The organism is Arthrobacter sp. C2, assembly GCA_024207135.1.
GTDB lineage: Bacteria > Actinomycetota > Actinomycetes > Actinomycetales > Micrococcaceae > Paeniglutamicibacter.
Map to the genome: position 1 here is coordinate 3,020,190 of CP042428.1, position 26,230 is coordinate 3,046,419.

22 protein-coding genes are annotated in these 26,230 nt (G+C 68.0%); 11 read left to right on the plus strand and 11 right to left on the minus strand.

The features are described 5' to 3' along the window. Positions 1-53 precede the first annotated feature (53 nt). Positions 54-293, plus strand: coding sequence for a hypothetical protein (locus tag FPY90_RS14040; protein WP_071213663.1), 240 nt, complete (start codon positions 54-56; stop codon positions 291-293). Positions 294-439: 146 nt separating this feature from the next. On the opposite strand, the gene FPY90_RS14045 is transcribed toward FPY90_RS14040, so the two are convergent. The 3 genes from FPY90_RS14045 to FPY90_RS14055 all read right to left on the minus strand — a co-directional run bounded on the left by FPY90_RS14045 (position 440) and on the right by FPY90_RS14055 (position 3,816). Further along, positions 440-1,852 carry a phytoene desaturase family protein gene (locus FPY90_RS14045; RefSeq protein ID WP_071213662.1) on the minus strand — a complete coding sequence of 471 codons (1,413 nt, stop codon included), beginning with the start codon at positions 1,850-1,852 and terminating at the stop codon, positions 440-442. Next, positions 1,842-3,281, minus strand: a complete 1,440-nt coding sequence (locus tag FPY90_RS14050) for a glycosyltransferase family 87 protein (protein ID WP_498681703.1) — start codon at positions 3,279-3,281, stop codon at positions 1,842-1,844. The genes FPY90_RS14045 and FPY90_RS14050 overlap by 11 nt, the downstream gene beginning before the upstream one ends. 88 nt (positions 3,282-3,369) lie before the next feature. Continuing rightward, positions 3,370-3,816: an SRPBCC family protein gene (locus tag FPY90_RS14055; RefSeq protein ID WP_071213660.1), complete on the minus strand. Its 447-nt coding sequence runs from the start codon at positions 3,814-3,816 to the stop codon at positions 3,370-3,372. Between the two features lie 149 nt (positions 3,817-3,965). Here FPY90_RS14055 and FPY90_RS14060 point away from each other — a divergent pair, with 149 nt between their 5' ends. After that, on the plus strand, positions 3,966-5,693 hold the full coding sequence (locus tag FPY90_RS14060; protein ID WP_498681704.1) for an alkaline phosphatase D family protein: 1,728 nt from the start codon (positions 3,966-3,968) through the stop codon (positions 5,691-5,693). 27 nt (positions 5,694-5,720) lie between these two features. Here the strand turns inward: FPY90_RS14060 and FPY90_RS14065 are convergent, their stop codons facing one another. The 3 genes from FPY90_RS14065 to FPY90_RS14075 form a co-directional block, all read right to left on the minus strand. Then, positions 5,721-6,674, minus strand: coding sequence for an acyl-CoA thioesterase (locus FPY90_RS14065; protein ID WP_071213658.1), 954 nt, complete (start codon positions 6,672-6,674; stop codon positions 5,721-5,723). 162 nt (positions 6,675-6,836) lie between these two features. Continuing rightward, positions 6,837-7,391 carry an NAD(P)H-dependent oxidoreductase gene (locus tag FPY90_RS14070; protein ID WP_071213657.1) on the minus strand — a complete coding sequence of 185 codons (555 nt, stop codon included), beginning with the start codon at positions 7,389-7,391 and terminating at the stop codon, positions 6,837-6,839. Between the two features lie 273 nt (positions 7,392-7,664). Next, a complete protein-coding gene (locus tag FPY90_RS14075; protein WP_071213656.1) occupies positions 7,665-8,510 on the minus strand; it encodes a PhzF family phenazine biosynthesis protein in 846 nt (281 codons plus the stop codon). Positions 8,511-8,680: 170 nt separating this feature from the next. On the opposite strand from FPY90_RS14075, the gene FPY90_RS14080 reads away from it, so the two are divergent. Together FPY90_RS14080 and FPY90_RS14085 are read left to right on the plus strand one after the other, a co-directional pair. Further along, entirely contained in the window at positions 8,681-11,236 is a 2,556-nt protein-coding gene (locus tag FPY90_RS14080; protein WP_071213655.1) for an ATP-dependent Clp protease ATP-binding subunit, read from the plus strand. Positions 11,237-11,372: 136 nt separating this feature from the next. Next, a complete protein-coding gene (locus FPY90_RS14085) occupies positions 11,373-12,335 on the plus strand; it encodes a matrixin family metalloprotease (protein ID WP_498681707.1) in 963 nt (320 codons plus the stop codon). 67 nt (positions 12,336-12,402) lie between these two features. Here the strand turns inward: FPY90_RS14085 and FPY90_RS14090 are convergent, their stop codons facing one another. Continuing rightward, the gene (locus FPY90_RS14090; RefSeq protein WP_071213654.1) at positions 12,403-12,813 is read right to left on the minus strand and encodes a DUF302 domain-containing protein; all 411 of its coding nucleotides are present in this window, start codon (positions 12,811-12,813) and stop codon (positions 12,403-12,405) included. 243 nt (positions 12,814-13,056) lie between these two features. Here FPY90_RS14090 and FPY90_RS14095 point away from each other — a divergent pair, with 243 nt between their 5' ends. Beyond that, positions 13,057-13,584 (plus strand): hypothetical protein, encoded by a 528-nt coding sequence (locus FPY90_RS14095; RefSeq protein ID WP_139194736.1) that lies wholly within the window; start codon positions 13,057-13,059, stop codon positions 13,582-13,584. A 57-nt stretch (positions 13,585-13,641) separates the two neighbouring features. Here the strand turns inward: FPY90_RS14095 and FPY90_RS14100 are convergent, their stop codons facing one another. Beyond that, positions 13,642-14,895: a J domain-containing protein gene (locus FPY90_RS14100; protein ID WP_498681709.1), complete on the minus strand. Its 1,254-nt coding sequence runs from the start codon at positions 14,893-14,895 to the stop codon at positions 13,642-13,644. 234 nt (positions 14,896-15,129) lie between these two features. Between FPY90_RS14100 and FPY90_RS14105 the strand changes: the two genes are divergently transcribed. Next, positions 15,130-17,031: a metallophosphoesterase family protein gene (locus tag FPY90_RS14105; protein ID WP_498681710.1), complete on the plus strand. Its 1,902-nt coding sequence runs from the start codon at positions 15,130-15,132 to the stop codon at positions 17,029-17,031. Positions 17,032-17,104: 73 nt separating this feature from the next. Here FPY90_RS14105 and FPY90_RS14110 read toward each other — a convergent pair whose 3' ends face one another. Further along, on the minus strand, positions 17,105-18,793 hold the full coding sequence (locus FPY90_RS14110; protein ID WP_071213650.1) for a long-chain-fatty-acid--CoA ligase: 1,689 nt from the start codon (positions 18,791-18,793) through the stop codon (positions 17,105-17,107). A gap of 46 nt (positions 18,794-18,839) precedes the next feature. Next, positions 18,840-19,262 (minus strand): aspartate 1-decarboxylase, encoded by a 423-nt coding sequence (gene panD / locus FPY90_RS14115; protein ID WP_071213649.1) that lies wholly within the window; start codon positions 19,260-19,262, stop codon positions 18,840-18,842. 408 nt (positions 19,263-19,670) lie between these two features. Between panD and FPY90_RS14120 the strand changes: the two genes are divergently transcribed. The 5 genes from FPY90_RS14120 to FPY90_RS14140 are packed head-to-tail and all read left to right on the plus strand — an operon-like array spanning position 19,671 to position 25,327. Continuing rightward, positions 19,671-21,116 (plus strand): GntP family permease, encoded by a 1,446-nt coding sequence (locus FPY90_RS14120; protein ID WP_071213648.1) that lies wholly within the window; start codon positions 19,671-19,673, stop codon positions 21,114-21,116. A 35-nt stretch (positions 21,117-21,151) separates the two neighbouring features. Beyond that, the gene (locus tag FPY90_RS14125) at positions 21,152-22,396 is read left to right on the plus strand and encodes a CaiB/BaiF CoA transferase family protein (protein ID WP_071213647.1); all 1,245 of its coding nucleotides are present in this window, start codon (positions 21,152-21,154) and stop codon (positions 22,394-22,396) included. Beyond that, entirely contained in the window at positions 22,393-23,355 is a 963-nt protein-coding gene (locus FPY90_RS14130; protein WP_498681712.1) for a hydroxymethylglutaryl-CoA lyase-like TIM-barrel protein, read from the plus strand. Before FPY90_RS14125 ends, FPY90_RS14130 begins: the two co-directional genes overlap by 4 nt. Beyond that, positions 23,355-24,344, plus strand: coding sequence for a 2-hydroxyacid dehydrogenase (locus FPY90_RS14135; protein WP_083411019.1), 990 nt, complete (start codon positions 23,355-23,357; stop codon positions 24,342-24,344). The genes FPY90_RS14130 and FPY90_RS14135 overlap by 1 nt, the downstream gene beginning before the upstream one ends. Beyond that, complete coding sequence (locus FPY90_RS14140) at positions 24,341-25,327, plus strand: glycerate kinase family protein (protein WP_498681713.1); 987 nt, start codon at positions 24,341-24,343, stop codon at positions 25,325-25,327. Before FPY90_RS14135 ends, FPY90_RS14140 begins: the two co-directional genes overlap by 4 nt. On the opposite strand, the gene FPY90_RS14145 is transcribed toward FPY90_RS14140, so the two are convergent. Then, on the minus strand, positions 25,324-26,127 hold the full coding sequence (locus FPY90_RS14145) for an IclR family transcriptional regulator (RefSeq protein ID WP_071213643.1): 804 nt from the start codon (positions 26,125-26,127) through the stop codon (positions 25,324-25,326). The genes FPY90_RS14140 and FPY90_RS14145 overlap by 4 nt on opposite strands. Between the last annotated feature and the right edge of the window lie 103 nt (positions 26,128-26,230).

Below are 26,230 nucleotides of genomic sequence, written 5' to 3' on the forward strand. Positions count from 1 at the left end.
TGGTCCGTGGTGTGGTTGGGGAAGGAAGCAATTTGAGTCTCGGGAGGACCGCAATGTCGAACAAGCACAGTTCAGGATTCTTTCCCGTCGAGCGCCGCGGTCTGTGGGAGACGTTGACCCTCACCATCGGATTCACCGCGATCCTTTGTTGGTGGGTAGCCATCGTCGGGATCGTGAACACCCGCAGCGCCGGATCCGCGGCCTTCCTGCTGGTCCCGGTCTTGGCCACGGCCGCAACCCTGGTCGCGTTGCGCCAGGCATCCCGCAGCCGGGCGGGCGGCTCCCTGCCCTGAGGTTCCGCTGGCTCAGGTCAGGCCCGCGACAGGGTTCTCCGGAAGGCTCATATCGACCCAGACGGGCAGCTACTTGTAAAGAGGTATGCCAACGTATAGGTGCGTATAGGAATTTTCCTATACTTTCGCCCGGCGAATCTAGACGACTAGAAACGAATCCCGAACTCGTGGCGCAGCGCGCTTTGCGCGGCCAAGTGGCCGGACATTCCGTGTACCGAGGGCCCCGGCGGCGACGAGCTGGAGGCCAGGTAGATCCCTTTGGCCGGAGTCCGCCACGGATCGGTGGACAGCGTGGGACGAACCAGCATGCCGCGCATGTCGGTTGCCCCACCCGAGAGGTCCCCGCCGACCAGATTGGGGTTCTGCGCGGCCAACCCCGGCGCGGTGACCGCCTCGCTGTATTCGATGGTGTCGGTAAACCCCGGGGCCACGGCCTCCAGCTGGCGGTTCATCACGGTGGTCAGGTCCGCCGGGCTTCCGTTGGGCACATGGCAATAGGCCCAGAGGACGTGCCTGCCTTCCGGGGCTCGGCTTGGATCGAAGCGGCTGGGTTGGGACACGATCGCGTAGGGCGCGGCCGAGACGTCGGTGCGGACCCGGCGCTCCTCCCGCCCGATCTGCGCGGCGGTGCCGCCCAGGTGGATGGTGCCGGCATCGGCCAGCTCCGGATTGCGCCACGGCACCGGGGCGTTGAGCACGTAGTGGACGAGGCAGGATCCCGGGGGCCGGCGCGTGCCGGTGAGGATGTCCCTGTACTTCTGCGGCAGGGCATTGACCGCGATGGAGGCCATGGCCTCCGGCGAGGTGTCGAACAGGACGGTCTTTTCGGGTATCTGGGCCAGGTCGGTGACCTCGGTGTCCAGCTCGATGCTGCCCCCTGCCGCAACGAGCATGCCCGCCAGCGCGTCGGAGATCGCCTGCGATCCGCCCACGGGGATCGGCCACCCCCCGGAGTGCGCCGCAGCGGCCAGGAAGAGCCCGGCTCCGGTGGCCGCCGGTCCGCGCCCGCCGCCGGCGGTGTGGGCACCACAGCCGGCGATCATCGCCGCGGCCATCTGGCCGGTGCCCAGCCCGGGGACCATGAGCTGCGCGGCGCGCAGCCCGAAGACGGCCAGCGGACCAAGCTGCCGCGGGATGCGCAGCAGCGGGTTGAGCAACAGCTCCGCGGTCCCCTCCATGCGATCGACAACGGGCCCCAGGATCCGCCGGTAGCCCGGCCCGTCGATGCCCAGTGCCGCAACGGTCCGCTCCAGCTCCCGCCAGGCGATGCCGGCCCGGCCGTCGGGAAGCGGGTGCGCAAAGGAGATTTCCGGGACCACGAAGTCGACGTGCTCGCGCAGCCCGATCTGCCTGAAGAACGGGGAGAGCAGCGCCATCGGGTGCACCGCCGAGCCCAGGTCGTGGATCGCTCCCGGGTAGCCGAGTTCCCGGGTGCGCGCGGCCCCTCCGACGGTTGCGTTGCGTTCGATGAGCCGCACCGAGAGCCCGGCGCGGGCCAACGTGAGGGCTGCGGCCAGCCCGTTGGGTCCGGCCCCGATCACTGCGGCGTCATGCGCCATGTCTTGCTCCCAACACGAATCTGTCTTCCGCCCCGGCGAATGCGCCGGCCTGCGGGTCTTCCTGGCCCACCCGGCGCACCGGGTCCAGCTCGGGGTCGAACATCGACTGGCTCACCCGGTACATCAGATACCCGGTGGCGATCATGTGCCCCAGCACGGCGAAGACGTAGAAGGAGGTGGGGAACGTGTTGGAGGCCTTGATGTCGGCGGTGGTGGCGTACAGGTACATCCAGATGGCCCAGAAGTGCAGCACCTCGAAGAGCTGCCAGATGAGGAAGTCCTTCCACTTGGGCCAGGCCAGCGCCGCCAGCGGGATCAGCCACACCACGAATTGCGGGGAGTAGACCTTGTTGAACAGGATGAAGGAGGCGACGATCAGGAACACCAGCTGGCCCAGCCGCGGGGCCACCGGCGCGCGCAGCCCCAGGTAGGCGATCCCCGCGCAGCTGGCCACAAAGAGCCCCAGGGCCAGGGCGTTGATGGCTCCGGCGCCCAGTGCCGGCATCCCCGGCACCACGCCGGCGGTGACGTTCCAGATGTGCCAGAAGGATGACAGTCCGGCCCCGCGGTCCTCGGTGAAGGAGAAGAAGTGGCTCCACGCCTCGAAGTTCACCACCGCCAGCGGCAGGTTCACCGCCAGCCAGGACATCGCGGCCCCGGCCAGGGACACCCCCAGCGGCTTGTAGCGCCCGGTGCGGATGGCCAGCACGATCACGGCCCCGAAGAAGAGCAGCGGGAAGACCTTCATCGCGGTGCCCAGGCCGATCAGCACCCCGGCCAGGAAGACTGCCTGCCGCGACCAGGCCAGCATGGCCAGGGCCAGGAAGGCCACGGCCCACATGTCCCAGTTGATGGTGGAGGCCAGGATGAGGCCCGGGGCCAGGGCCACCATTGCCGCGTCCCAGGGCCGGCGCCCGGCGGTGCGCGCGGTGGCTATGACCACCAGCAGCCACAGCCCGGCCACCAGGAAGAAGTTCAGGTCGAAGAAGGCCAGGGCCCGGTTGAATTCGCCTTGCGGGATCAGCGCGGCGGTCAGCGAGGCGACGACCGACATCAGCACCGGGTACTCGAACTGGGCACCGGAGGCGAAGGGCGAGAAGGCGTTGTCGGCGAAGCCGCGGGCGTAGAAGAGCGCGGTCCAGTCCGAATAGCAGGCCCAGGCATAGGAGTTGGTTCCGCCCCAGCCGTTGAGCCGGCAGGCGTTCTTCGAGGCCACCGCGAGCAGCGCGGCGATGACTGTAAGGATGACCAGCACGCGTTCGACGGTGAAAAAGCCGGGACTGATCCGCCCCGGGCTGCTGTGCCTGCCCAGCGGGCCGCCAATGACCTCGGTGAACTTGCGCAGGAACGCGTCGCTGCGGCTCGGAACCGTGATGCGCATCGGGGCAAGCCGCGGCTTCGGCGGACCTTGGTTCGGTGGCTGGCTCATGGTTTTCAGCCTAGTAGGTCAAGCGGCCAAAGCCCCGGCTCCGGACCCGCGGCGCGATGGCGACAGGGAGGACGAACCCGCCTCTGCCCTATCGTTCGCCTTCGGGGAACTGGGCGGCCAGCCGCTCCAGGGTCCTTTCCATGTTCGGCCCGGTGGTCCGGGTGAAGCCCAGCAGCCGCAGCATCCACTTGTGCCGCAATCGGCTGGCATCCCAGGTTTCGCGCACCGTTGTCCCGGACCCGTCGGGTTCCAGTTCGTAGCGCCAGCGGTGCCCGCTGAAGTGCCGCCACGCAATCAGCCGGTCCTGCTCGAATTCGACCACGGTGTTGCTGATCCGGTAGGGCACACCCAGACGCATCTGCATGCCGAACTCACTCCCGAGGGCGAGCCTTTGCGCCTGCCCGCTTGTTGCCCGCACCGTTCCGGATCCGTCGATGACCGGGTGCATCGCCGGATTCGCCAGCAGCTCGAAGACCTCGTGCGGGGCGGCGGCGATGAATCGCTGGCGGGACTGCAGGTATGCGGAGGGGATCATCAGCCCATGCTATGCGCCGTCCGCCCCGGTACCGGTGCCCGGACTGCTTTTGCGCGCGACTTGGCGAACGGCGTTGGCGCGCCATCTGGTCTATCCCCAACGATTCAGTTGTGCCATTCTGGGGTGACTGGCACCATCAGGAGAGAATGATGAGCATTGGAAGCACGCCGGCCGGCTCCGGCCCCCGGCCCGATCGGGGCCTGGTGCTCGGCCCGATGCTCCGCCACGTTGACGCAGCCTCCGCCAGCATTTGGGTGGAGACCGCCGCGGCCTGCACCGTCGAGGTCCGTTCCGGCGCGGACGCCTGGCAGGCCACAACCTTTGCCGCGCATGGCCACCACTACGCCCTGGTCGAGGTCTCGGGACTGGAATCGGGCAGCGTACGCCCCTACACGGTGCACCTGGACGGGACCCTTGCCTGGCCCGTTGCGGACGGGTTTCCCGACCCGGTGATCGCCACCCTGGACCCGGCCAAGGAACCACGGCTGGCCTTTGGCTCCTGCCGCACCAGTGTTTCCCACGACGAAGCCGGCAATCGCACCCACGGGATCGACGCCATGCGCGCCTACGCCCTGGCCATGGCCGCACCCGGGCACGACCGCTGGCCCGATGTGGCGCTCTTCCTCGGCGACCAGGTCTATGCGGACTCCACCAGCGACGAGATGCAGGAATTCATCCGCAGCCGCCGCAACATCAAGGAGGCACCCGGGGCCGAACTGAAGGACTTCGAGGAATACGCCCACCTGTACCGGTTGGCCTGGTCGGACCCGGCCAACCGGTGGCTGCTCTCGACCCTGCCCAGCGCCATGATCTTCGACGACCACGACATCCGCGACGACTGGAACTCCTCGCTGAGCTGGAAACACAAGATGCAGAAGACCAGCTGGTGGCACGAGCGCATCGTTTCCGGGCTCGGCTCGTACTGGATCTACCAGCACCTCGGAAACCTCTCCCCCGACCTGCGTGCGGCCGATCCGCTGTGGCGGCGCATCGCGGCCCACACCGGTCCCGGCGAGCTGGACCTGACCGCGGACCTGGACGAGTTCGCCGAGCGCGTCGATGCCGTGCCGGAAAGCTACCGATGGAGCTACTGCCGCGACTGGGATGCGGTGCGCCTAATCGTGGTGGACTCCCGGGCAGCCCGCAAGCTCGAGCCCGAACGGCGCGCCCTGCTCGATGCGGCGGAACTTGACTGGCTCGACGAGCACATGCGCGGCGGATTCCGCCACCTGCTCATCGGCACCTCGCTGCCCTTCCAGCTGCCCATGGGCCTGCACCACGTGGAATCGTGGGACGAGGCAATCTCCAGCGGGAGCCACCGGCGACTCAGGGCATGGCTGGGCGAGCGGTTGCGCCGGACATTTGACCTTGAGCATTGGGCCGCGTTCCAGCGCAGTTTCCAGGAGGTGGCCCGGCTCGCCACCGAGGTCGCCGACGGCAAGCGCGGACCGGCCCCGCAGACGGTCACGTTCCTCTCCGGAGACGTTCACTTCTCCTACGTCTCCGAGGTCGAACGCGAGGGCGGCAGCAGGATCCTGCAGGCGGTCTGTTCGCCGATCCGCAACCCGCTTCCCCGTTTCCTGCGCTACTTTGCCGCGGCCCTGGCCTTTGGGCCGGCGGTTCCGTTCGGGGCCTGGATGGCGCGCAGGGCGAACGTGCCAAGCCCGCCGTTTGGCTGGAATCTCATCAAGGGTCCCTGGTTCGACAACAACCTGGCCATCCTGGAGGTCACCGGCGACGGGCTGGCGTTCAGCTGGCTCACCGGGGTGGCCCGGGACGGGGCCCCGGAACTCCCCGGGCTGGACACCGTCGCCGCCGCAACCCTCGGCGCGCGCCGGAACGGTTCGCGGGAAGAGGAACCGCCTGTTCGCAAGTGACAGGGCACCGGTCCCGCAACCGTGCCTTCAGTAGACGCGCGCCGTGGCGAACCGCAGCGGGCTCAGCTCCGCGCGCCGCCGGATGAGGTCCACGGCATGGGCGTCCAGGCGCCTGTCCTCCTCGTTGGCGGGCACCAGCTGCCGCACCTCGGAGGCCCGCCCGGACCCATCGCGGGTGACGAAGATGGTCATGCACTGCGTCGTGTCGCGCCACTGGGCGTCGCGCGGGTCCCGCGCCCGCACGTGCACGGCGATGTGCATGGAGTGCGGGCCGGTGTGGATCAGCCTGGCCTCGAGCTCGACGATGTCGCCGATGTGGATGGGATTGGTGAAGTGGATGCCCCCGGAGTAGACGGCCACCGCGTCCGCGCCGCACCAGCCCATGGCACAGGCCCGTGCGACCTCGTCGATCCAGCGCATGACGATCCCGCCGTGCGCGTTCCCGCCCCAGTTCACGTCGCCGGGCGAGGCCAGGAAGCGGAACCGCTCCCGCGGCGCGGTGCCCGCCTCCGTGTATTCCTGGGCCCGCATGGCGTCGCGGATCTCGGCACGCGCGGCAACGCGGGCCGTGGCCCCCTGGGCCAGCTGGGCGGCTTCGGCGTCTGCCGGCTCCCACGGCGGGACGGCCTTGGCGCGGCGGTTCTCGTCCATCGCCACGAAGACCAGGATGCAGTCCATGGCCGGCTTGAAGATCCGTTCGCGCACGTCGGCGGCGTCGACCGTGACGACCACCTGCATGCTGCTGCGCCTGGTGTGCACGATCCGGGCGGTGACCTCGATCAGGTCGCCGTTCTCGATGGGCCTGGTGAAGTGCACGTTCCCGACGTAGGCGGTGACGCAGTACCCGCCGGAGTAGCCCACGGCGCAGGCGTACCCGGCCTTGTCGATCCATTCGAGCACCCGCCCGGCCTGGACGGTGGTGCCGTCCTCGGACACGTCCGTCGGGGCGGCCAGGAAGCGCAGCATCATCACATCGTTCATGGGGTTCATCCTAACCAGCGGCCCGGGCACCGGCCCCACGGTTACTTGCCTTGGTCTTGGGCAATAGCGGCGCCGAAGACAGCCATGGCGGGCACCTTGGGAAATGGTGCCCGCCACAGGTGGTGCATCGACCCTTGGCGGGTCAACGCGGGAAATCGGAAATCAGTTGCTTTCGGCCACTGCGCGGATGCCCTCGAGCACCGCTGCGACCTGGCCGGCGACCTCTGCGTCGTCCTTCGGGTGCAGTTCGGCGAAGCGGACCACCGAGTTCGGGATCGACAGCTTGACGTCCTCCAGGACGTTGGCGCCGGCGATGTTCAGTGCCTTGCGGGCCTCGTCCTGGGCCCAGACCCCGCCGTACTGGCCGAAGGCGGTGCCGATGACAGCTGCGGGCATGTCCTTGGCGACGCTGTTGCCGAAGGGACGCGACAGCCAGTCGATGGCGTTCTTCAGGACGGCGGGCATGGTGCCGTTGTATTCCGGGGAGACCAGCAGCAGGGCGTCTGCCGCACCTGCGGCGGCGCGCAACTCAAGTGCCGCGGCGGGAACCTGGCCCTCGATGTCCTGGTCCTCGTTGTAGAACGGGATGTTCTCCAGGCCGGCGAAGACGTTGACCTCGACGCCGGCGGGGGCGTTCAGGGCCGTGGCTTCGGCGAGCTGGCGGTTGGTCGAGCCGTTGCGCAACGAACCGACGAGGGTAAGGACTGTGGTTGCCATATGGGGAGTCTCCTGTTTCGGGGGCTGTGCTTGATACGTCAATGAGAGCCAACCGCGTGGCGGCCCCCGCGATTCCCGAACCTTCCGTGACGTGCAACACTCCCCCATACGGGCGGAGCATGGCCTTCCCCAAAACACCCTCCTCCAGCCGGTCTGTTGCCAAGGGTCCGCAGCGAAGCCCGCCCCGTCGTTCGGTGCTGGGCCTCAACCCACCTCGCACTAGCCGCCGAAGAATTCCCTCTGCCCTAGACGCACGTGGGGAGCGGTGGCGACCTACTCGAGGTCCGCGGACCCGGACAGGACGACCTTGGCCCGTCCCCCGACCCACAGCTTGCCATTCTCTCCACTGATGTAAATTCGCCCCTGTCGCCCCATCGCCGTTCCCTGCGCGGCAAGATACGGTGCGGTGGCGCGCTCGGTGGCGATGAGCCATTCGGCCACCGAGGCGTTGAGGCTTCCAGTCACCGGGTCCTCGCGCAGCGGTTCCTCCCCCTCGGTGAAGAACGCACGCACCTCGAACACCGCTTCCGAGTCCGGTCGGTGGGGGCCGATCACACCGATGTCCCACCTGCCCGGATACCCGGACGCGTCGGGGCGCAGATCGAGCACGGTGCGTGCACTATCGAGCAGTAGCCCCACCCAGCCAGGCCCGTTGTCGAGCCACTCGGCATCCACAACCTGCTCGGGTTCGATCCCGAGGATCCCGATCAAATCAGCGAGCATGCCTGGAGCAACGGGTCCGGAGCGCAGCCGTTCCGGCGCGGCGAAAGCGAGCCGATCTCCATCGATGCGCACGGGCACCAGGCCTGCACCGCACTCCTGCACAACAACATCCGGAGTCGCCGGGATCCCGCCTGCATCCAGCCAGGCCCGCGCCGTTCCAAGCGTCGGATGCCCCGCAAAGGGCAACTCGGTATTCAGGCTAAAAATGCGCACACGATAGTCCGCTCCGGGGACCGTGGGCGGCAACACGAACGTGCATTCCGACAGATTCGACCAAACCGAGAACCTGCGTAGCATCTCATCGTCGAGCCCCTCCTCGTCCAGGAGCACGGCAACCGGGTTACCGAGACACGGGTCCCCACCGAACACATCAACCTGACGGAATGCGAAGTTCATATTCTGAGCCTATCGCCAAGGCAAGGCTGTAAATCGCAAGCGTCCAGCGAGCCCCCGGTGCACATCTCGCCCTCGGCGAACATAACCCTCCGGGGAGGGTAGCCGGGAATATCCTGTTTGCATCCGCGTTAACTTGAGTCAATGGCACTCAAGTATCCATAGGAGGAAACATGCCAGCATTCTTTGGCCCGGCCGACGCCGGAAACGGCTCTTTCGAGGACTTCCTGGCGCGCTACCTGCAAGGCCAGCGCACCAGCCGCTTCGGGCGCCCCGTCGACATCACCCGGCTGCTCAGCCGCCACACGCACGAGGTGCTGACCCGTGCCGCGCAATTCGCCGTCGAACACGGCCACAGCGACATCGACGCGCTTCACCTGCTGCGCGTGATGCTCGAGACCGAGCCCGTTGGTGAGGCCCTGCGCCGCTCGGGCGCGGACGCTGCGGCGATTGCCCGAGACGCCGAACAGCGCCTGCCCGAATCCGGGCCGCAGCGCTCCGATTCCACTCCCGCGCTGACCCCATCCGCCCAGCGTGCGCTGCTGGATGCCTACCAGGTGGCCCGCGCCTTCGGCTCCACCTACATCGATCCCGAACACCTCTTCCTGGCCTTCGTGCTGAACACCGAGTCCCCCGCCGGCCAGGTGCTGGGCGCCGCCGGGGTCACCCCGCAGTCCTTGCAGGCAGCTGCCGAGGGCACCGAGCAGCAGCCCTCCGGCACGACACCGGGCAAGCCCTCCGAGGCCGGTGCTCCCGCCAAGGGCCAGACCCCGATGCTGGAGAAGTTCGGCATGGACCTGACCGCCCGGGCGGCCGAGGACGGGCTGGACCCGGTGATTGGCCGCGAAAAGGAGATCGAGCAGGCCATTGAGATCCTGGCCCGCCGCACCAAGAACAACCCGGTGCTGATCGGCGAGGCCGGCGTCGGCAAGACCGCCGTCGTCGAGGGCCTGGCTCGCGCCATCGTCGCCGGCGAGGTCCCGGACCAGCTGGCCGGCAAGCGCGTGGTCTCCCTCGACCTTCCGGCCATGGTCGCGGGCACCCGCTACCGCGGCGACTTCGAGGAACGCCTGACCCAGACCCTGGACGAAATTGCGGCGCAGGAGGGCGAGGTGATCGTCTTCATCGACGAACTGCACACCGTGGTCGGCGCCGGAGGTGGCGGCGGCGAGGGCTCCATGGACGCCGGGAACATCCTCAAGCCGCGGCTGGCCCGCGGCGAGCTGCACCTGATCGGCGCCACCACGCTGGCCGAATACCGCAAGGTCGAGAAGGACCCTGCCCTCGAGCGCCGCTTCCAGCCGGTGACCGTCGGCGAGCCCTCGATCGAGGACGCCGTCGCGATCCTGCACGGGCTCAAGGACCGCTACGCGCAACACCACCAGGTGACCTACACCGACGCGGCGATCCGCGCCGCGGTGGAAATGTCGGCCCGCTACGTGACCGACAGGTTCCTGCCGGACAAGGCCATCGACCTGATCGACACGGCCGGTGCCCGGCTGGGCCTGAAGCGCCCCGCCGGCGTGGACACCGAGGCGCTGGCATCGCGGATCGCCGAACTCGGCGCCGCCAAGGACCGCGCGGTCGCCGAGGAACGCTACGAGGACGCCTCGAAGCTGCGCGACGAGGCCGAGGAACTGGGCACCCGCCTGGCCGAGGCGCAGGAGGGCACCGCGGAGGCCCCGTCGGCGGTGGTCGACGAGGCGCAGATCGCCGAGGTCATCGCCCGCGCCACAGGCATCCCCGCCGCACGGCTCACCGAGGACGAGAAGGGACGCCTGGCCCGGCTCGAGGAGGAGCTGCACGAGCGGGTCGTCGGGCAGGATGATGCCGTGGCGGCCGTCGCCAAGGCGGTGCGGCGTTCCCGCACCGGGCTGGGCGACGAGGGCAAGCCGGTGGGCAGCTTCCTGTTCCTGGGCCCCACCGGCGTGGGCAAGACCGAGCTGGCCAAGGCACTGGCGGCCTCGCTCTTCGGCGACGAGTCGGCGATGGTCAGGTTCGACATGAGCGAGTTCGGCGAGCGCCACACGGTCTCCCGCCTGGTCGGCGCCCCTCCGGGGTACGTCGGCTACGACGAGGCCGGGCAGCTGACCGAGCGCGTGCGCCGGCGTCCCTACTCGGTGGTGCTGCTGGACGAGGTGGAGAAGGCACACCCGGACGTGTTCAACCTGCTGCTGCAGGTGCTCGACGACGGCCGGCTCACCGACGGGCAGGGCCGCACCGTGGACTTCCGCAACACGGTCATAGTCATGACCTCCAACCTGGGTTCGGAGTTCCTGGCCAGCCGCGGCGCCCCGCTGGGCTTCGGTTCCGATTCCGGGGCCGGGTCCGAGCGCGAGCTGCGTGCCAAGGTGATGGGCCGGCTGCGCGAGACCATGCGCCCGGAGTTCCTGAACCGGATCGACGAGACGGTGCTCTTCCGCAAGCTGGAGGCCGAGCAGCTGCGGGAAATCGTGCGGCTGCAGCTGCGCCGCACCGAGGCCCGGCTCGCCGCACACGGCATCGGGTTGGAAGTCGACGAGGCTGCAGTCGGCTGGATCGCCGAGGCCGGCCACGAGCCGGAGCTCGGCGCCAGGCCGCTGCGCCGGGTGATCGCCCGCGAGCTTGACGACAGGATCGCGGACCTGCTGGTCAGCGACGAGCTGGCCGAAGGCGGGACCGTTGCGGTCACCGCCGACGGGTCGGGCCTACGGGTTTCGGCACGGCAGGAAGCAGCGCTCGCGGCGTAGCCCTCGGGGAACGGGGTGGGTGGGACCATGGGTCCCACCCACCCCGTTTGCGTCTTCCGCCTATGCTTGGTGTTGCAGGGGCTGGGGAGCCCCGCACGGGCGCCAACCTTGGGGGGAAAATGCCGCAGCAGAAACCGTGGAAACAGGAACCAGGATTCGGGAGCCGGGCCGGGCCGGGCAGCCGCTGCGCTCGCCCAGCGGGCGGGTTCCGCAATGGGCACTTGACGAGGCGGCCGGCCAGGAACCCTATGCCAGCGTCGTTCCGCTGAAAAGACCCGCCCGCAGCTCGTTCAGGCGTCCTCGCCTGCGACGTCCACGGCGCAGCTGGAACCTTGGCGTGGTCATCGCACTGCTCGTGGGGCTCTACTACAGCCCCGTGCTCCTCGAGCGCCACATCATGCCGGCACTCGCACCGTCGGTTCCCGGCTCCAACGTCCCCCCGCGCGGCGTCGATGCGGCCACCGAGCCGTTGGGCACACCGCCGGCCGCCACGGGCTCCGGGTCGTTCCGGCTGCAGGATTCCCCTGATCCCGGCCAGGACTTCGTCGCATACGATCCCTGCCGGCCCGTCCGCTACGTCATTCGCACGGAAGGCTCCCCCGTCGGCGGCGAGACGCTCATCCACCAGGCTGTCGCCGAGATTTCCGCCGCCACGGGGTTGCGGTTCATCTACGACGGTTCCACCACCGAGGCCCCCACCGAGCAACGCAAAAAGTACCAGCCCGAGCGCTACGGCAAGCGCTGGGCACCAGTCCTGATCGCCTGGTCGACCCCGGAGGAAACCCCCGACCTGGCCGGAGACGTGGCGGGACTGGGAGGCAGCGCCTACGCCCACGTCCCCGGGCAACCCTATGTCTACGTTGCCGGCCAGGTGAAACTCGATGCACCCGCGCTGGCTCCGTTGCTGGCGCACCGTCAGGGCCCCGCGCTTCTTCGTGCGGTCATCATCCACGAGCTCGGGCACGTGGTGGGGCTGGGCCACATCGATGACCCCGGCCAATTGATGCATGATGACAACGTGGGAACCACGGCGTTGGCCGATGGAGACCGGGCGGGACTTGCCCTTCTGGGCACCGGGGCCTGTGTGCCGCAACTCTAGATGTTCGGTGCGGCGGCTGTCGTGACGTCGTTCAATGGTCCGCCGCAATCGGCACCGTCGCGGGCTTTCAGGCGTCGCGCAACTGGTCCAGCGCCGCCTTCAACCGCGTGTCTGCGTCGGAGGCGACCTCCCGTATTGCCGGGTTTCCACTGACTCGCGCCAAGACCTGCGCATCGATGGTTTCTATCGTTGTTTCGGTGGCGTCCGCGGCCCGGCGAACCACCACGTTGCACGGCAGCAACACCCCGATTTCGGGTTCGGTGAGCAGCCCGCGATTGGCCAGGTGGGGGTTGAAGGCACCCAGTATCAGGTAGTCGCCGATTCGGTTGGCCGATTCCGGACTGATCTCCGTTGCCAGGACGGCTCTCATGTCAATCTCCGTGAGCACCCCGAAGCCCTGTCGTCCCAAGGCCTCCTTGGTGCGGGCCACTGCTTCCTCCCACTCCAGCGAAACGGTGATGCTGTGCGTGTAGGCCATGGCCGTTCTCCTGCTACTCGTGCGGCGTGCCGTGCTCCGGATTTCCGGTATTTGAGGCCCAGCCTAGCCGCGATCCGGACCACTGTCTGCACCGGCAAGGCCCTCCAAACCGGGCGATTTCCCCGCGGATTGCCCGTGCCATTTACATGGCGCATACCCATCTGCTAATGTCCACGTCAGCGACCATTTTGGCCGCATCATTGGGGAAATAACTTAATCTTGGGGGATACCATGAAGAAATCCATGGCTCTATTTGCCATGTCCGGATTCGCAGCAGCGGCCTTGTTTGTCGCCGCCCCGGCATCGGCCGTCTGGACGGTGGATCCTTCCACCGGCGTCGGATTCGTCGGCAAGGGCGACGTGCAGGACGCGTTCGGCTGGAACGACCACGACCTGCAGGCCAACCACGAGGGCGTGTCATTCGCCCTGAACGCGAAAACCACGTCGACCACGACGTGGTCGTGCTTCAACTCGAAGAACGGGAAATTCCAGGACCGCGAACATGTCGTCCTGGCCGGCACCACCGGAGAGTTGCTTTACGAGGCCCGCACCAACCCGCAGGACAAGGTCACCGGATTCCTGCTCACCGGTTTGGCGGACGGCTCGAGTTCCGTGACCGAGTCCGACGGTCCGAAGCTGGGCTCGTGCCCCTCCGGACCGTGGGCGTACGTGGAGGGCAGCCAGGACACCACCGTCACCGGCGGGGAGTCGGAACTGTCCGTCACCTTTGCCGACCAGGTCCAGGTCCTGACGCACTCTGCGGCCGAATAACCGCCAGGTCAGGGGTGGATGCCGCACTGCGGCATCCACCCCTGACCGCTTTAACCACTACTTCAGCAGCGCGATCATCCGGGCCATCACGTAGCGGTCGACCAACCCGCATTTTTGTCCCTGCATCAGCCAGCGTCCGATCATCTCGATCCCGTCCTGGATTCCGGTTGCCGATATTCCCGTCGGGGAAATGTGTGCCCCGGCGGTGAACGTTATCGCGCCCTCGTCGTTGGGGTGGATCAGCACGTGGCAACCGACCTCTGTCGCGGCGCTGGACGTCAGCGGATGGCGCTGCACATGGTCCATGTGGATATCCCGCCGGTCGACGCGCCGTCCACGGACGTATCCAAGCTTGTCGGCATCCAGCCACCGGTACTCCCCCGGCTTCCAGAACTTTGAATCGATGAAGAGCACCCGGTCCCCGTTGACCACCGCATGGTCGATGTCGGCGACGCTGCTGCCCGGAAAGCGGAGCCCGTGGAAGATCCGGGTTCCCGGGATGCGCAACAGCGATTCAAGGGCCAGCGCGGTGCGGCGCTCCCCAATCACGCCCTTGGCGATGTTTTCCTTCCTGAACCGGCTCCGGCCGTTGGACAGCGCCCCGCCACCCACGCCAAACACGCGTTGGTCCACCGACCGCCGCGTCGCTGCATATGGCCAGAAACGGCTGACCAGCACCAGGCCGGCCGCGCACAGCCCAATGGGCACCAGCGCGATGGGAGCCGGTGCCGCAACCAGGATGAGCATCGATCCCAGCACCCCGGCCACGAGCCCCAGGACGACCAGCACGCGCAGCAGGTTGTGGCCCGGCCCGATCTTCTCCTCCCCTCCCAAGGATTCTTCCCACCAGGACAGCCGTTCCGGGTCGAATCGCGGCGCCGTTGCGGCCGGTGCGTCGCCCGGCGGGACCGGCCCGGTGCCCGTGGGCCCGGGCGTTGCCGGCGGCTCGGGTTCGGCCTCGCGCAGTTGCCGGTCCGGAATGCCAGCCACCCGTTCGGGCGGCAACGGACCCGTCACCCGGCGCGGCGGAGCAGCCACAGGTGCCGCGGGAGGCACAGGGGGTTCGGCAACGTCCGACGCGGCGACACCTCGTTCGACCGGCGGGTACGACTCGCCCGGCGACGGCCCGGTCAGCAACCAGAAGTCGTAATCGAAGCGCCTGTCCGGGTCCCCCACGATGTACCAGGCGCCCATGATCCGCTCGGTCAGTCGGGCATCGCTTCGATTGCGCCAGATCGCCAACCTTGCGGCCGCGTTGATCTGATTGGGCGATGCGGAGCGCCCCACCCCCAAGAACTCATAGTGATCCAAAGCTTCTCCCCCAAGAAAATGGCCATGACTCCTCCAAACCTATGTCCGCGCGTGTCGGGCCGCAAGGGGGTATGCGACGCCGCGGGCAACCATCGCGCACTTCGCGAGGGTCAATGCCCGGTCGCCTTCCGTACACCTGGACGCCACCGGAGGTTGGCCCGGGTCGTGGAAGATAAATGCGCGCACCGCTCTCCCCCGGCCGCGCCATCCAACCACCGCACCGTGAGGCACGCCATGAAGAAGTCCCTGTCCGCCGCCTTGGCCCTTGCCGTTTTGGCCGGTCCGGTGTTGGCCGCACCGGCCGGCGCCGCTCCCGCCCCGGCGAGCACCATGATCGGCGCCCGTGACGCCCAACCAGGTTTCCGCATCCTGCCCTACCTGCAGAATCCCAAGGCGGACGCCATGACCATCAGCTGGATCAGTGAAACCGCCGATCCGGGCACGCTGACCGTCACCGGTCCGGGCATCGGAAACGGCAAGGGCCGCGGATCCGGAAACCAGCTCAAGTTAGTTTCCGTTCCCGAGTACCTGCCCTTGATGGAATACACGCAGAAGGAACTTGACCAGTCCATCGCCGGATTGGTGAAAGGCTCCTGGCTCAAGGCCAACAGCAACTACAAGCACACGCTCACGGTCAAGGACCTGAAGGCCGGCAAGGACTACAACTACACGGTCAACCAGGGCGGAAAACTCCACGAAGCCACGTTCACCACCGCGCCGGATGCCGATTCCTGGGAGGACCTGCGGCTGATCGCGTTCTCCGACTCCGAGACCGAACCGATGGGCCGCGTCGAGCACCGCGAATGGGAACTGAACCCGGCCAACGGGTACACGGAAGATCCCGAGCAGCGCCCCGGAGCCGGTTCGGCCTGGGCCCAGAAGTTCGGTTCCACCACCCGCTACGGCGACTTCACGCTGCGCTACCCGCTCAGCCAGGACACCGCGATGCGCGAAAACATGGCGGCCATCGAGGCCGCCGACCCGGATTTGATGCTCATCTCCGGCGACCTGGTCCAGGGCGCCGGATACCAGCCGGCCTGGGACGAGTTCTTCGGCTACTTCGCCGGCGAGCACGGCGACCTGGCCTCCAACGTCCCGCTGGTGACGGCGCTGGGGAACTGGGAGACCTATGCGGGGATCAACGGCGGCTACGGCACGCCGGAGGACCAGTCCCCCGCGGTGATCTCGCGGAACAAGTACCTCTCCTACTTCGACAACGACGGGGACCCCGCCAACCCGGCGGCCAAGGGCTCCTACTACCGCACCGACCACGGGCCGGTGACGGTGCTGACCCTGGATTCGACCAACGGCGAACCGGACGAGAACACCAGGACCGGGACGCTCTCCGGGGAACCCTTCTCCGGCGACGATTCCAACCTCACAGCCCAGAACCTCTCCACCGACACCCAGGGAGAGTTCACCGACGCCGACTACGACAAGGCGTACACCGAGGTCTTTGCCGGAACCACCGCCAAGGATTCGGACCTGCCGAATATGACCGTCGGCGGAGCGCAGTGGAAGTGGGCCGAGGCGCAGCTGGCCGAGGCCCGCGAGCAGGGACAGATCGTCATCGTCCAGTTCCACCACGCTGCGTACTCCTCGGGCGTACACGGCACCCCGCCGAACCACGAACACGCCGACAACCAGTCCGGCACGGCCATGCGCGCGTACTCCCCGCTCTTCGAGAAGCACGGGGTGGCCGCCGTGCTCTCCGGCCACGACGAGATGTTCGAGCGCTCCTGGGTCGACGAGGACGGCGACGGACGGGGCTTCCACTCCTACGACGTGGGCGTCGCCTCCGACGGGCTGCGCGGCGAGCTGCAGGTGAAGAACGCCGAGGGCGTCTACGAGCCGCTGCGCTTCAACACCCATTCGAAGTGGTCCGCCGCGGCCAACCAGCCCGAGACCTGGGCCACCGACGAGAGTGGAACCCCGCAGCTGGTTGACGGCGGCCTGCACTACGGGCACCTGCAGATCGACATCGCGCGGCAGGGCTCGGGTGCCCAGATCAAGCTCAGCCCGGTCTATCTCTTCCCGGTGCTGGATGCGGACTACAACCTGGTGAAGACCGAACGCCGCGTCTACGACGACGTCGTGGAAATCTCCATCGGCGCCGACGGCACCGCGACCAGGTAGGCCTTCAAACAAACGAAGCCCCGGGACGGATGCGGCATCGACCGCATCCGTCCCGGGGCTTTCGCGCAGGGTCCTACAGGCCCGGATTGACCTGCTCCCGGACCTGCTTGCGCAGGATCTTGCCGAGCATCGAGCGCGGCATCTGGTCGATGACCACGATCCGCTTGGGCACCTTGTAGCCGGCCAGCTGGGTGCGGCAGTGATCCCGCAGCACCTCCTCGTCCAGCTCCGTGCCGGGCTCCAGCTCCACGGCACCCACCACCATTTCCCCGCCGCGATCCAGCGGCTTGCCGAACACCGCGGCATCCTTCACATCCGGGTGGGCGCGCAGCACGGATTCGACCTCGGTGGGCGAGACGTTGAAGCCGCCGGTGATGATCAGTTCCTTGGCGCGGTCCACGATCGTGGCGAACCCGTCGGCATCGACAGTCACCACGTCCCCGGTGCGCAGCCAGCCGTCGGCGGTGAGCGACTTGGCGGTTTCCTCCGGGTTGTTCCAGTACCCGGAGAACACCTGCGGGCCCTTGAGCAGCAGCTCGCCCGGTTCCCCCTGGGCCACCTCGAGCGCCGGGTCATCCAGGTCCACGACCTTCATGTCGGTGGAGGGGAACGGCACCCCGATGGTGCCGGTGCGCCGGGTCGGGTGGAACGGGTTGCCCAGGGCCACCGGGGAGGATTCGGTCATGCCGTAGCCCTCGACCAGCAGGCCGCCGGAGACCGATTCCCACAGCTCGACCACGGAACCGGGCAGGTTCATGGCCCCGGAGATGCAGTACTTGGCCGAGCGCAGCGAAACGCCCTTTTCCTTCGCGGCCATGGCGGTGCGCTCATAGATCGGCGGCACGGCGCAGTACACGGTGGCCGGGGACTTCTTCATCGCGGCCAGGACCAGGTCCGGGTCGAACTTCGGGAAAAGCACCAGCAGGCCCTGCTTCTTCACGCCGAAGGTCAGGTAGAGGGTCATGCCGAAGGCGTGGAACATCGGCAGGATCGCGTAGAGGATTTCCTTGCGTTCCTGGGCCCCGGCCATCCACGCCTCGCCCTGCAGGGCGTTGGCATACAGGTTGAAGTGGGTGAGCATGGCGCCCTTGGGGTTGCCCGTGGTTCCGGAGGTGTACTGGATAACCGCCAGGTCTTCCACGCCCGGGCGCGGATGCGCGGCATCGAGCCGCTCGGCCTTGAGCAGGTCCTTCCAGGGCATGGTCCCCGGTGCCGCCGCGGTCAGTGCGGCCTTGGATGCGCGCAGTTTCTTCAGCGGCAGGTTCAGGGCCAGGCGCTTCACGGCGGGGAACGCCTCGAGCAGGTTGACCGAGATGACGGTGTCGATGCGCATGTCCTGCGGGAACTGGCGCACGGAATCGGCGGCCTTGTCCCAGGCGATGACGATGCGGGCCTGGTGGTCCTCGAATTGGTGGCGCAGTTCGCGGGAGGTGTACAGCGGGTTGTGCTCCACGACCACCGCGCCCAGGCGCAGCACCGCGTAGAACGCGATGACGTGCTGCGGGCAGTTGGGCAGGATCAGCGCGACCCGGTCCCCGGCGCGGACCCCGAGCAGGCGCAGGCCCTCGGCGGCGCGTTCCACCTGCTCGCCGAGCTCCCGGTAGCTGGTGCGCCGGCCGAAGAACTCGGTGGCGGGACTGTCGCCGGCCTCGGCGACGGAGCGCTCGAACATCGCGCTCAGCGATTCGGTGGGCAGCTCGATCTCGGCCGGGACGCCCGGCTGGTAGTTCTTGGTCCAGGGGTGCGTGGCGCTGTTCTCCATGGTTCCATCATGCCGCTTTTCACGGCAGGGGAACTACCCGGGCCCTTTAGGCGTCGGCGAAGATGGCGAACGGCGGGGTGTGGAGGCCGTCGGCGAGCGCCTCGGCGGGGTCGGTTCCCAGCGCGCGGATGGCGTTGCTTTCATCCACGTGCACCACGGAGGGCTTGAATGCGCGGGCCTCGGCGTTGGTCATGGAGGCGTAGGTGATGATGATGACCAGGTCGCCGACATTGACCAGGTGGGCGGCGGCGCCGTTGATGCCGATGACGCCCGAGCCGCGTTCCCCGGCGATCGTGTAGGTCTCCAGCCGGGCGCCGTTGGTGACATCGACGATCGAGACCAGTTCCCCGGGCAGGATGTCCGCAGCGTCGAGCAGGTCCGCGTCGATGGTGATGGATCCGACGTAGTGCAGGTCCGCATGGGTAACCGTGGCGCGGTGGATCTTGGACTTGAACATGGTGCGCTGCATAGGGGGATCTCCTGGAGGGGGTTGTGCAAGGGCCGGCATTCATCCTTGGATGCCTGCCCCGGGACGCCGGCTTGGTGCAGTGGGTGTTCCGGCGCCTAAGACATTCTAGACGGCACCCCCCACGGTTGTCTGTGACGCATTTGGGGTGCCGGTGCGGCCAGGAAGCCTGGTCTGCCGCCGGCGGCCCGCGGCGCACGCCAACGCACGGGCCCGGGTCCGCGAACAGCTGGAGGCACCGGTCCCAGCGGCGGCGTGTCCCCCAAGGACGGTCGCCGCCTTGTCAGGTCCTGCGATCAATTCAACGTCGATTGTTTACATAGTGAGCATCAACCCATACTATGAGTTGAGCGAAGTGGTGCAGCTCACCATCAAGGCAAATTCCTCCCTCCTTCACGATCGGAACAACTCATGTCAGAAACTGCGATTCTGATCAACACTGCGGTGGCCGTCCTGGCCACCGTGCTGCTGATCGTTAGATTCAAGGTCAATCCAGTCATCGCCCTGGTTCTCGGTTCCCTGTACCTGGGCCTGTCGACCGGACTGGGCATCACCAAGACCATCGAGACCATCACCGGCGGCTTCGGCGAGATCATGGTCGAGGTCGGATTGCTGATCGCCTTCGGTGTGCTGATGGGCTCGATCCTGAATGAGACGGGTGCCATCAGACGCCTGGTCGAGCACCTTCTTCGCGTATTCGGCCCCAAGGCCCTTCCCTACACGATGGCCCTGGCCATCGGCACCGCGCTGCAGTCGATCTTCCTTGATGTGCTGCTGGTCATCTCCGCGCCGTTGGCCCGGCGCATGGCGCCGAAAATCGGCAAGCTCGGCACGGCCCGCATGGCTGCGGCCATGGCCATCGCGCTGGAGTGCGGCATTGTCTTCATGGTTCCCGGTGTTGCCTCGCTGGCCCTGGCCGGCCTGCTCGGCGTCCCCCTGGGAAAAATGCTGATCTTCGGGTTCCTTGTCGTCGTGCCTACGATCATTATTTCCATTGCCATCATGACGTTCCTGTTCAAGCGCGGATTCTGGAAAGCGGACCGCGATGAGCAACACATCTTCGAGGAAGAGGACTTCCCGCAGGCCCAGCCAAGCGAGCCCCACGGTCCCGGCGCCTACGGGATTTCGTCCACGACTGCCGGCTCCGGGCCCGAAGCCACGGAGCCGCGGCAGACCCCGGGCACCGTGGCCGTGGCCGAAGACACGCAACGCGAAGCCCCCCTGCTCCTGCTCTTCACCCCCCTGCTTCTCTCGCTGGCCCTCATTGCCGGCGGCGCACTGGTGGAGATCCTCGGTGCGGAAATCGCCGCGCTGCAATTGATGGGCAACCCGGTGGTCGCGCTGCTAATCGGCCTGATCGGCACCACCCTGGTTGGCCGCTACACCGTCGGCCAAAAGAGCGTCGAGAACGCCATTGCCTCGGGCTTCAAGGAAAGCGGCCAGATCCTGCTGCTCACCGGTGTGGGCGGTTCGCTGGCTGCCACCGTCGCAGCCGCGGGGCTCGGCGACATCCTGGGTGGTTTCTTTTCGGCGAGCGCCGTGGCCCCGCTGCTGGTGGTCTGGGGAATCGCCGCCATCCTGCACATCGCCGTGGGATCCGTGACCCTCTCCGCCATCACTGCCGCTGGCCTGCTCGCACCGATCGCACCGGTCCTGGGAATCGACCCGGTGCTCATCGCCCTGGCCGCCGGCGCCGGCTCGCTGTTCATGGTCCACGTCACCTCGAACACCTTCTGGCTGCTGCAGTCGCTGCTGGGCCAATCGGTCAGGGGCGCACTGAAGACCGTCACCTTCGGGGTCTCCGTTGCCTCGGTCGTGGCCATGCTCGTGGTCCTGGTCCTGTCCATCTTCATCTAGCACTCCCCCTTCGAACACCCAAGGAAGTCCACCCATTGCCTGAAAAAGATATTGCCCCCCTGGCCGGAGTCCGGGTCCTGGAACTCGGCAACTACATTGCAGCCCCGACCGCCGGCCGCCTGCTGGCCGACTTCGGCGCCGAGGTCATCAAGGTCGAGCGCCCCGGAACCGGAGACGAGCTGCGCAACTGGCGGCTGAAAAAGGGCAGCGTGTCCATGCTGTACCGCACGATCAACCGCAACAAGAAGTCCGTGGTGCTGGATTTGCGCAGCGACGCCGGGCGCGCGGCGGTCCTGGAACTGGTCAAGCAGTGCGACATCCTGCTGGAGAACTTCCGCCCCGGCACCCTGGAGAAGTGGGGCCTGGGCCCCGAGGTCCTCAACGAAGCGAACCCCGACCTGGTGATCACCCGGATCTCCGCCTTCGGCCAGACCGGCCCGCTCTCCGAACGCCCCGGATTCGCCGCGGTCGCCGAGGCCTTCAGCGGATTCCGCAACCTGGTGGGGGATCCCGACCGCGCCCCGGTGCGCGTCGGAGTCTCGATCGGCGACTCGATCGCGGGACTCTATGCGGCCTTCGGCTCAGTCATGTCCCTCTTCCAGCGCGAGACCCGCCGCGGCACTGCGGTGACGGTGCCGCTGGGCGAACGCGTCATCGACGTGGCCCTGCACGAAGCCATGTTTTCCATGATGGAATCCCTCATCCCCGACCTCGGGGCCTACGGCGACAAGCGCACCCGGGTGGGCGGCCGGATGGAGGGCATCGCCCCGTCCAACGCCTACGTCTGCAAGGACGGCGCCAGCATCGTGGTGGCCGGCAACGGGGATGCGATCTTCCGCCGCTACATGGAAACCATCGGGCGCCCCGACCTGGGCAACGACCCGACCCTGCAGTCCAACGCCGAACGCTGGGAACGGCGCATCGAACTCGACGCGGCCATCGGAGTGTGGACCGCGATGCTGCCCTCGGCCGAGGCGCTTCGGATGCTCGACGCCGCCGGAGTCCCGGCAGGTCCCATCTACACCGCCGCGGACATCGTCAACGAACCGCAATACACCGCCCGCAACATGATCCAGTCCTTCGACGTCTCCACGGGCGAGGAGATCATCGAGGGCGTCGGGTTCCCCGGCATCGTCCCGGTCATCGGCGGCACCTCGCTGCCGATCCGCACCCTAGGCCCGGACCTCGGCGAACACACCCAGGAGGTGCTCGGCGGCCTCCTGGGCATGGACGCAGACGAAATCGCCAACGCATCAAACCCCGAGAGGACCCCGGCATGAACCACACCCTTGAACCCCGCGCCGTGCTGCGCGACGTGACCCTGCGCGACGGCCTGCAGCTGACCGGCAAGTTGCTGTCCACAGAACGCAAAGTGGAAACCGTGCGCGAAATGATCCGCCTGGGCGTGCCGGAAATCGAGCTGGGCTCCATGGCACGGGCGGACCTGGTTCCGCCCATGGCCAACACCCTTGAGGTCGCCGCGGCGCTGACCGCCGAGGAACTGGAGAAGTGCTGGATCTGGGTCGCCACCCCCGGACACGTCGCCAAGGCAGCGGCGGCCGGCATCCGCAACTTCCAGTACTGCCTCTCGGCCTCCGACGCCCACAACCAGGCGAACATCGGACGCAGCACCGAGGCCAGCCTCGCCGCCCTGCCGCAGGCCATCGAGTACGCGCGGGCCGTGGACGGCCGCATCCAGCTGTGCATCGCCACGTCCTTCACCTGCCCCTTCGACGGACAGGTGCCCGAGCAGCGGGTCCTGGACATCGCCAACGACCCGCGCGCGGAGGGAACCTGCGACATCGTCATCTGCGACACCCTGGGCCAGGCGGTCCCCGCGCAGGTGGCAAGCCTGATCTCACGGGTCCGCGACGAGACCCCGGCACGGCGCATCGTCTACCACGGCCACGACACCTGGGGCCTGGGCGTTGCCAACACCCTTGCCGCCATCGGCGCCGGAGCCGGTGTGGTGGATGGGGCCCTGGGCGGGCTGGGCGGCTGCCCATTTGCCCCCGGCGCCAGCGGCAACACCTCCAGCGAGGACATCCTCTTCGCCACCCGGCCCGAATGGCTAGATCCACAGGCCTTCGCCGGGCTGGTGGAACTCTCCGAGGACCTGCTGGAGGAGCTCGGCGAGCCCAACCGCTCAAAGTCGGCCCAGGGGGCGCGGTCCAATGCCGCGGCCTTCGAGTGGGTCATCGTCTCGGACCGGGCCCCAGCCTGCGAGGGTGCGCTGTAGTGGGGGCACGGATCCTGCTCACCACGCCCCTGCCGGAGCCCGCGCCGTCAATGCTGGCCTCGGCCGGGGAACTGACCGTCCTGGATGCACCGCCCACCTACTCCGAACTCGATGCGCTGTGCGCGAGCGGGGACTATGACGTGGTGCTCACCCAGCTGCGCGACAGGATCGATGCGCCGCTGTTGGCCCGGGCCCGGCTCAAGGGCATCTCCAACTACGCGGTCGGCTACAACAACATCGACGTTGCCGCGGCCACCAAGCACGGGATCGCGGTGGCCAACACCCCCGGGGTGCTCACCGACGCCACCGCCGACATCGCCATGCTGCTGGTCCTGGGCACCGCGCGGCGCGTCGTCGAGGCGGACAGGCTCGTCCGCGAGGGACGCTTCACCGGCTGGGAACCGGAGTTGATGCTCGGCTCCGACGTCTCCGGCAAGACGCTGGGCCTTGCCGGGTTCGGGCGCATCGCCCGGGCCACGGCCAGGCGGGCACTGGGATTCGGCATGGAAATCCTCTTTGCCCCGCGCCCACCCGGGGACCGGGTTGTCAGCCAGGAAGAGCTGGGCGAGTTCGCCGGCAAGGTGCGCCAGGTTCCCTGGTCCCAGCTGGTGGCCTCCAGCGACTACCTGTCCCTGCATGTTCCGCTGAACGCCGGCACGCACCACCTGGTGGACGCGGACGTGCTGGAACGGATGAAGAGGACGGCCATCCTCATCAACACTGCCCGCGGTCCCATCGTCGATGAGGAGGCGCTGGTGCATGCTCTGTCCACGGGGCAGATCACCGGCGCCGGGCTGGACGTGTTCGAGAACGAGCCGCAGCTGGCAGAAGGGCTGGCACAGCTGCCCAACACCGTGCTGCTGCCGCACGTGGGCAGCGCGACGGTGCCGGTGCGCGCCGAAATGGCGCGGCTGAGCGCTCTGAACGCCATCGCCATGGCCACCGGGCAAGTCCCCGCGCACCCGGTGAACCCGGAGGTCTACGCATGAGCGTGCTCATCGTCCCGGACAGCTTCAAGGGGACCTTCAGCGCGGCCGAGGTCGCCGGGCACATCGCCGCCGGCGTGCGGCGTGCCGGCGGGACGGCGCTGGAACTCCCGGTCGCCGACGGCGGCGAGGGAACCTTCAACGCGCTGTGCGCGGCACTCGGCGCGGTGCCGGTCCGGGTTCGGGTTCGCAACCCCTGGGGAGAACCGGTCACCGCAACCCTCGGCCTGGCAGGTTCCACCGCCGTGGTCGAGCTGGCGCAGGCCTCCGGGCTGCATGTCCCCCATTCCGGGGACCGCGATCCCTTCGCCGCCGACACCTACGGCACCGGCCAGCTGATCGCCGAGGCCGTGGCCCGCGGCGCCCGGCAGATCCTGGTGGCGGCCGGTGGATCGGCCACGACCGACGGCGGGACCGGCGCGGTGCGCGCCATCGAGGAGTCCGGGGGCCTGCGCGGCGCGGAAATCACCGTGCTCTCGGATGTCACCACGCTATTCCTGGATGCGGCACGGATCTTCGGCCCGCAAAAGGGCGCGGACCCGGCCACCGTGGAGCTGCTGGCCGAAAGACTGAGGCAGCAGGTGAGCTCCTTCCCCCGCGACCCGTCCGGGACACCCGGAACCGGAGCCGCGGGCGGTTTTTCCGGCGGCATGTGGTCGCATTACGGTGCCAAGCTCGTCTCCGGAGCGGAGTTCGTGCTCGACGCGGTGGATTTCGACCGGCACCTGACCCGGGCCACCGCCGTGGTGGTCGGCGAGGGCCGGCTCGACGGACAGACCATGGGCGGAAAGATCATCTCGGTGATCCTGCAGCGCGTGGCTGCGCGTGCACCCCGCGTGCCGGTCTTTGCCGTGGTGGGATCGCTCGGCGAGGACCTGGGTGCGGCCCGGGACTTCTTTGCCGACTTGATGGTGGCCTCGGCTCCGGCGGACATGGACAGGGCCGGTGTCCAGGTCCAGGCCGCGCTGCGGCAGCCGGCCAGCTAGCTGCGCGAGGCCACGGTTTCCCCGGGGAACCGTCCGCCAATGAGCCGGGTCATGCGCTCGGCGGTCTCCAGCAGCGGCTCGATCCACCCCTCGCACACGGAGCGGGGCATGCGCATCGTCGGGCCGCTGATGGTCACCGCAGCGACGAGCCCCGCCGCCGCATCGAACACCGGAGCCGAGAGGCCCGAGGCGCCGCTTTCCCGTTCCCCGGTGGTGATCGCAAAGCCGTCCGCGCGCGTGCGGGAAATCGCGTCGCGAAGATCCTCGGTGCTGGTGATGGTCGCGTCGGTGAAGTGCTCCAGCGGGGCATCCAGCACCGTGCCCAGCAGGTCGGGGTTCCAGGCCAGGAGCACCCGCCCGGCGGATCCGGCATGAAGCGGCGCCAGCTTCCCGAGGTGCATTTCGCGGCGCAGCGCATGCCTGGTTTCGGCCATTCCCACGCACACCCGGTACTGCTGCTCGGCGCGGAAGAGGCAGGCAGTTTCTCCCGTGGTGTCCCGAAGGTCCGCCAGCAGCGGGTTGATCACGTCAAGGATTTCCTTGCCGCGCGTGGCCGGGGCGGCCCAGTAGGCCATCTTCATGCCGATGCGGAAGGCGTCGCCGTCCCGATCCAGGAATCCCTGGCCGACCAGGTTCGCCACCAGGCGTTGCACCGTGGAGGTGGGCATTCCGGTGCTTTCCCGGATGTCCGAGAGAGTCAGGACCGGCTGGCGAAGCGAGAATGAATCAAGGATTGCGCTGATCTTGCCCAGCACGAGCAGCGGGTTCTGGTTTTTCGTTGGAGCTTCGGCCTTCGACATGAATTTGACGCTAGACCATCGGACCGGGCGCGTCCAATCACCTTGCCTCGGGTCTCACCACCCCATTCCCTGCCCCGCCAACCGGGCCGGCATCGCGTGGATT

Excerpts from the sequence above, each read along its gene's own strand:
- FPY90_RS14040 (WP_071213663.1), top strand. The coding sequence starts at position 54 with ATGTCGAACAAGCACAGTTCAGGATTCTTTCCCGTCGAGCGCCGCGGT.
- FPY90_RS14045 (WP_071213662.1), bottom strand. The coding sequence starts at position 1,852 with ATGGCGCATGACGCCGCAGTGATCGGGGCCGGACCCAACGGGCTGGCC.
- FPY90_RS14050 (WP_498681703.1), bottom strand. The coding sequence starts at position 3,281 with ATGAGCCAGCCACCGAACCAAGGTCCGCCGAAGCCGCGGCTTGCCCCG.
- FPY90_RS14055 (WP_071213660.1), bottom strand. The coding sequence starts at position 3,816 with ATGATCCCCTCCGCATACCTGCAGTCCCGCCAGCGATTCATCGCCGCC.
- FPY90_RS14060 (WP_498681704.1), top strand. The coding sequence starts at position 3,966 with ATGAGCATTGGAAGCACGCCGGCCGGCTCCGGCCCCCGGCCCGATCGG.
- FPY90_RS14065 (WP_071213658.1), bottom strand. The coding sequence starts at position 6,674 with ATGAACGATGTGATGATGCTGCGCTTCCTGGCCGCCCCGACGGACGTG.
- FPY90_RS14070 (WP_071213657.1), bottom strand. The coding sequence starts at position 7,391 with ATGGCAACCACAGTCCTTACCCTCGTCGGTTCGTTGCGCAACGGCTCG.
- FPY90_RS14075 (WP_071213656.1), bottom strand. The coding sequence starts at position 8,510 with ATGAACTTCGCATTCCGTCAGGTTGATGTGTTCGGTGGGGACCCGTGT.
- FPY90_RS14080 (WP_071213655.1), top strand. The coding sequence starts at position 8,681 with ATGCCAGCATTCTTTGGCCCGGCCGACGCCGGAAACGGCTCTTTCGAG.
- FPY90_RS14090 (WP_071213654.1), bottom strand. The coding sequence starts at position 12,813 with ATGGCCTACACGCACAGCATCACCGTTTCGCTGGAGTGGGAGGAAGCA.
- FPY90_RS14095 (WP_139194736.1), top strand. The coding sequence starts at position 13,057 with ATGGCTCTATTTGCCATGTCCGGATTCGCAGCAGCGGCCTTGTTTGTC.
- FPY90_RS14105 (WP_498681710.1), top strand. The coding sequence starts at position 15,130 with ATGAAGAAGTCCCTGTCCGCCGCCTTGGCCCTTGCCGTTTTGGCCGGT.
- FPY90_RS14110 (WP_071213650.1), bottom strand. The coding sequence starts at position 18,793 with ATGGAGAACAGCGCCACGCACCCCTGGACCAAGAACTACCAGCCGGGC.
- panD (WP_071213649.1), bottom strand. The coding sequence starts at position 19,262 with ATGCAGCGCACCATGTTCAAGTCCAAGATCCACCGCGCCACGGTTACC.
- FPY90_RS14120 (WP_071213648.1), top strand. The coding sequence starts at position 19,671 with ATGTCAGAAACTGCGATTCTGATCAACACTGCGGTGGCCGTCCTGGCC.
- FPY90_RS14130 (WP_498681712.1), top strand. The coding sequence starts at position 22,393 with ATGAACCACACCCTTGAACCCCGCGCCGTGCTGCGCGACGTGACCCTG.
- FPY90_RS14140 (WP_498681713.1), top strand. The coding sequence starts at position 24,341 with ATGAGCGTGCTCATCGTCCCGGACAGCTTCAAGGGGACCTTCAGCGCG.
- FPY90_RS14145 (WP_071213643.1), bottom strand. The coding sequence starts at position 26,127 with ATGTCGAAGGCCGAAGCTCCAACGAAAAACCAGAACCCGCTGCTCGTG.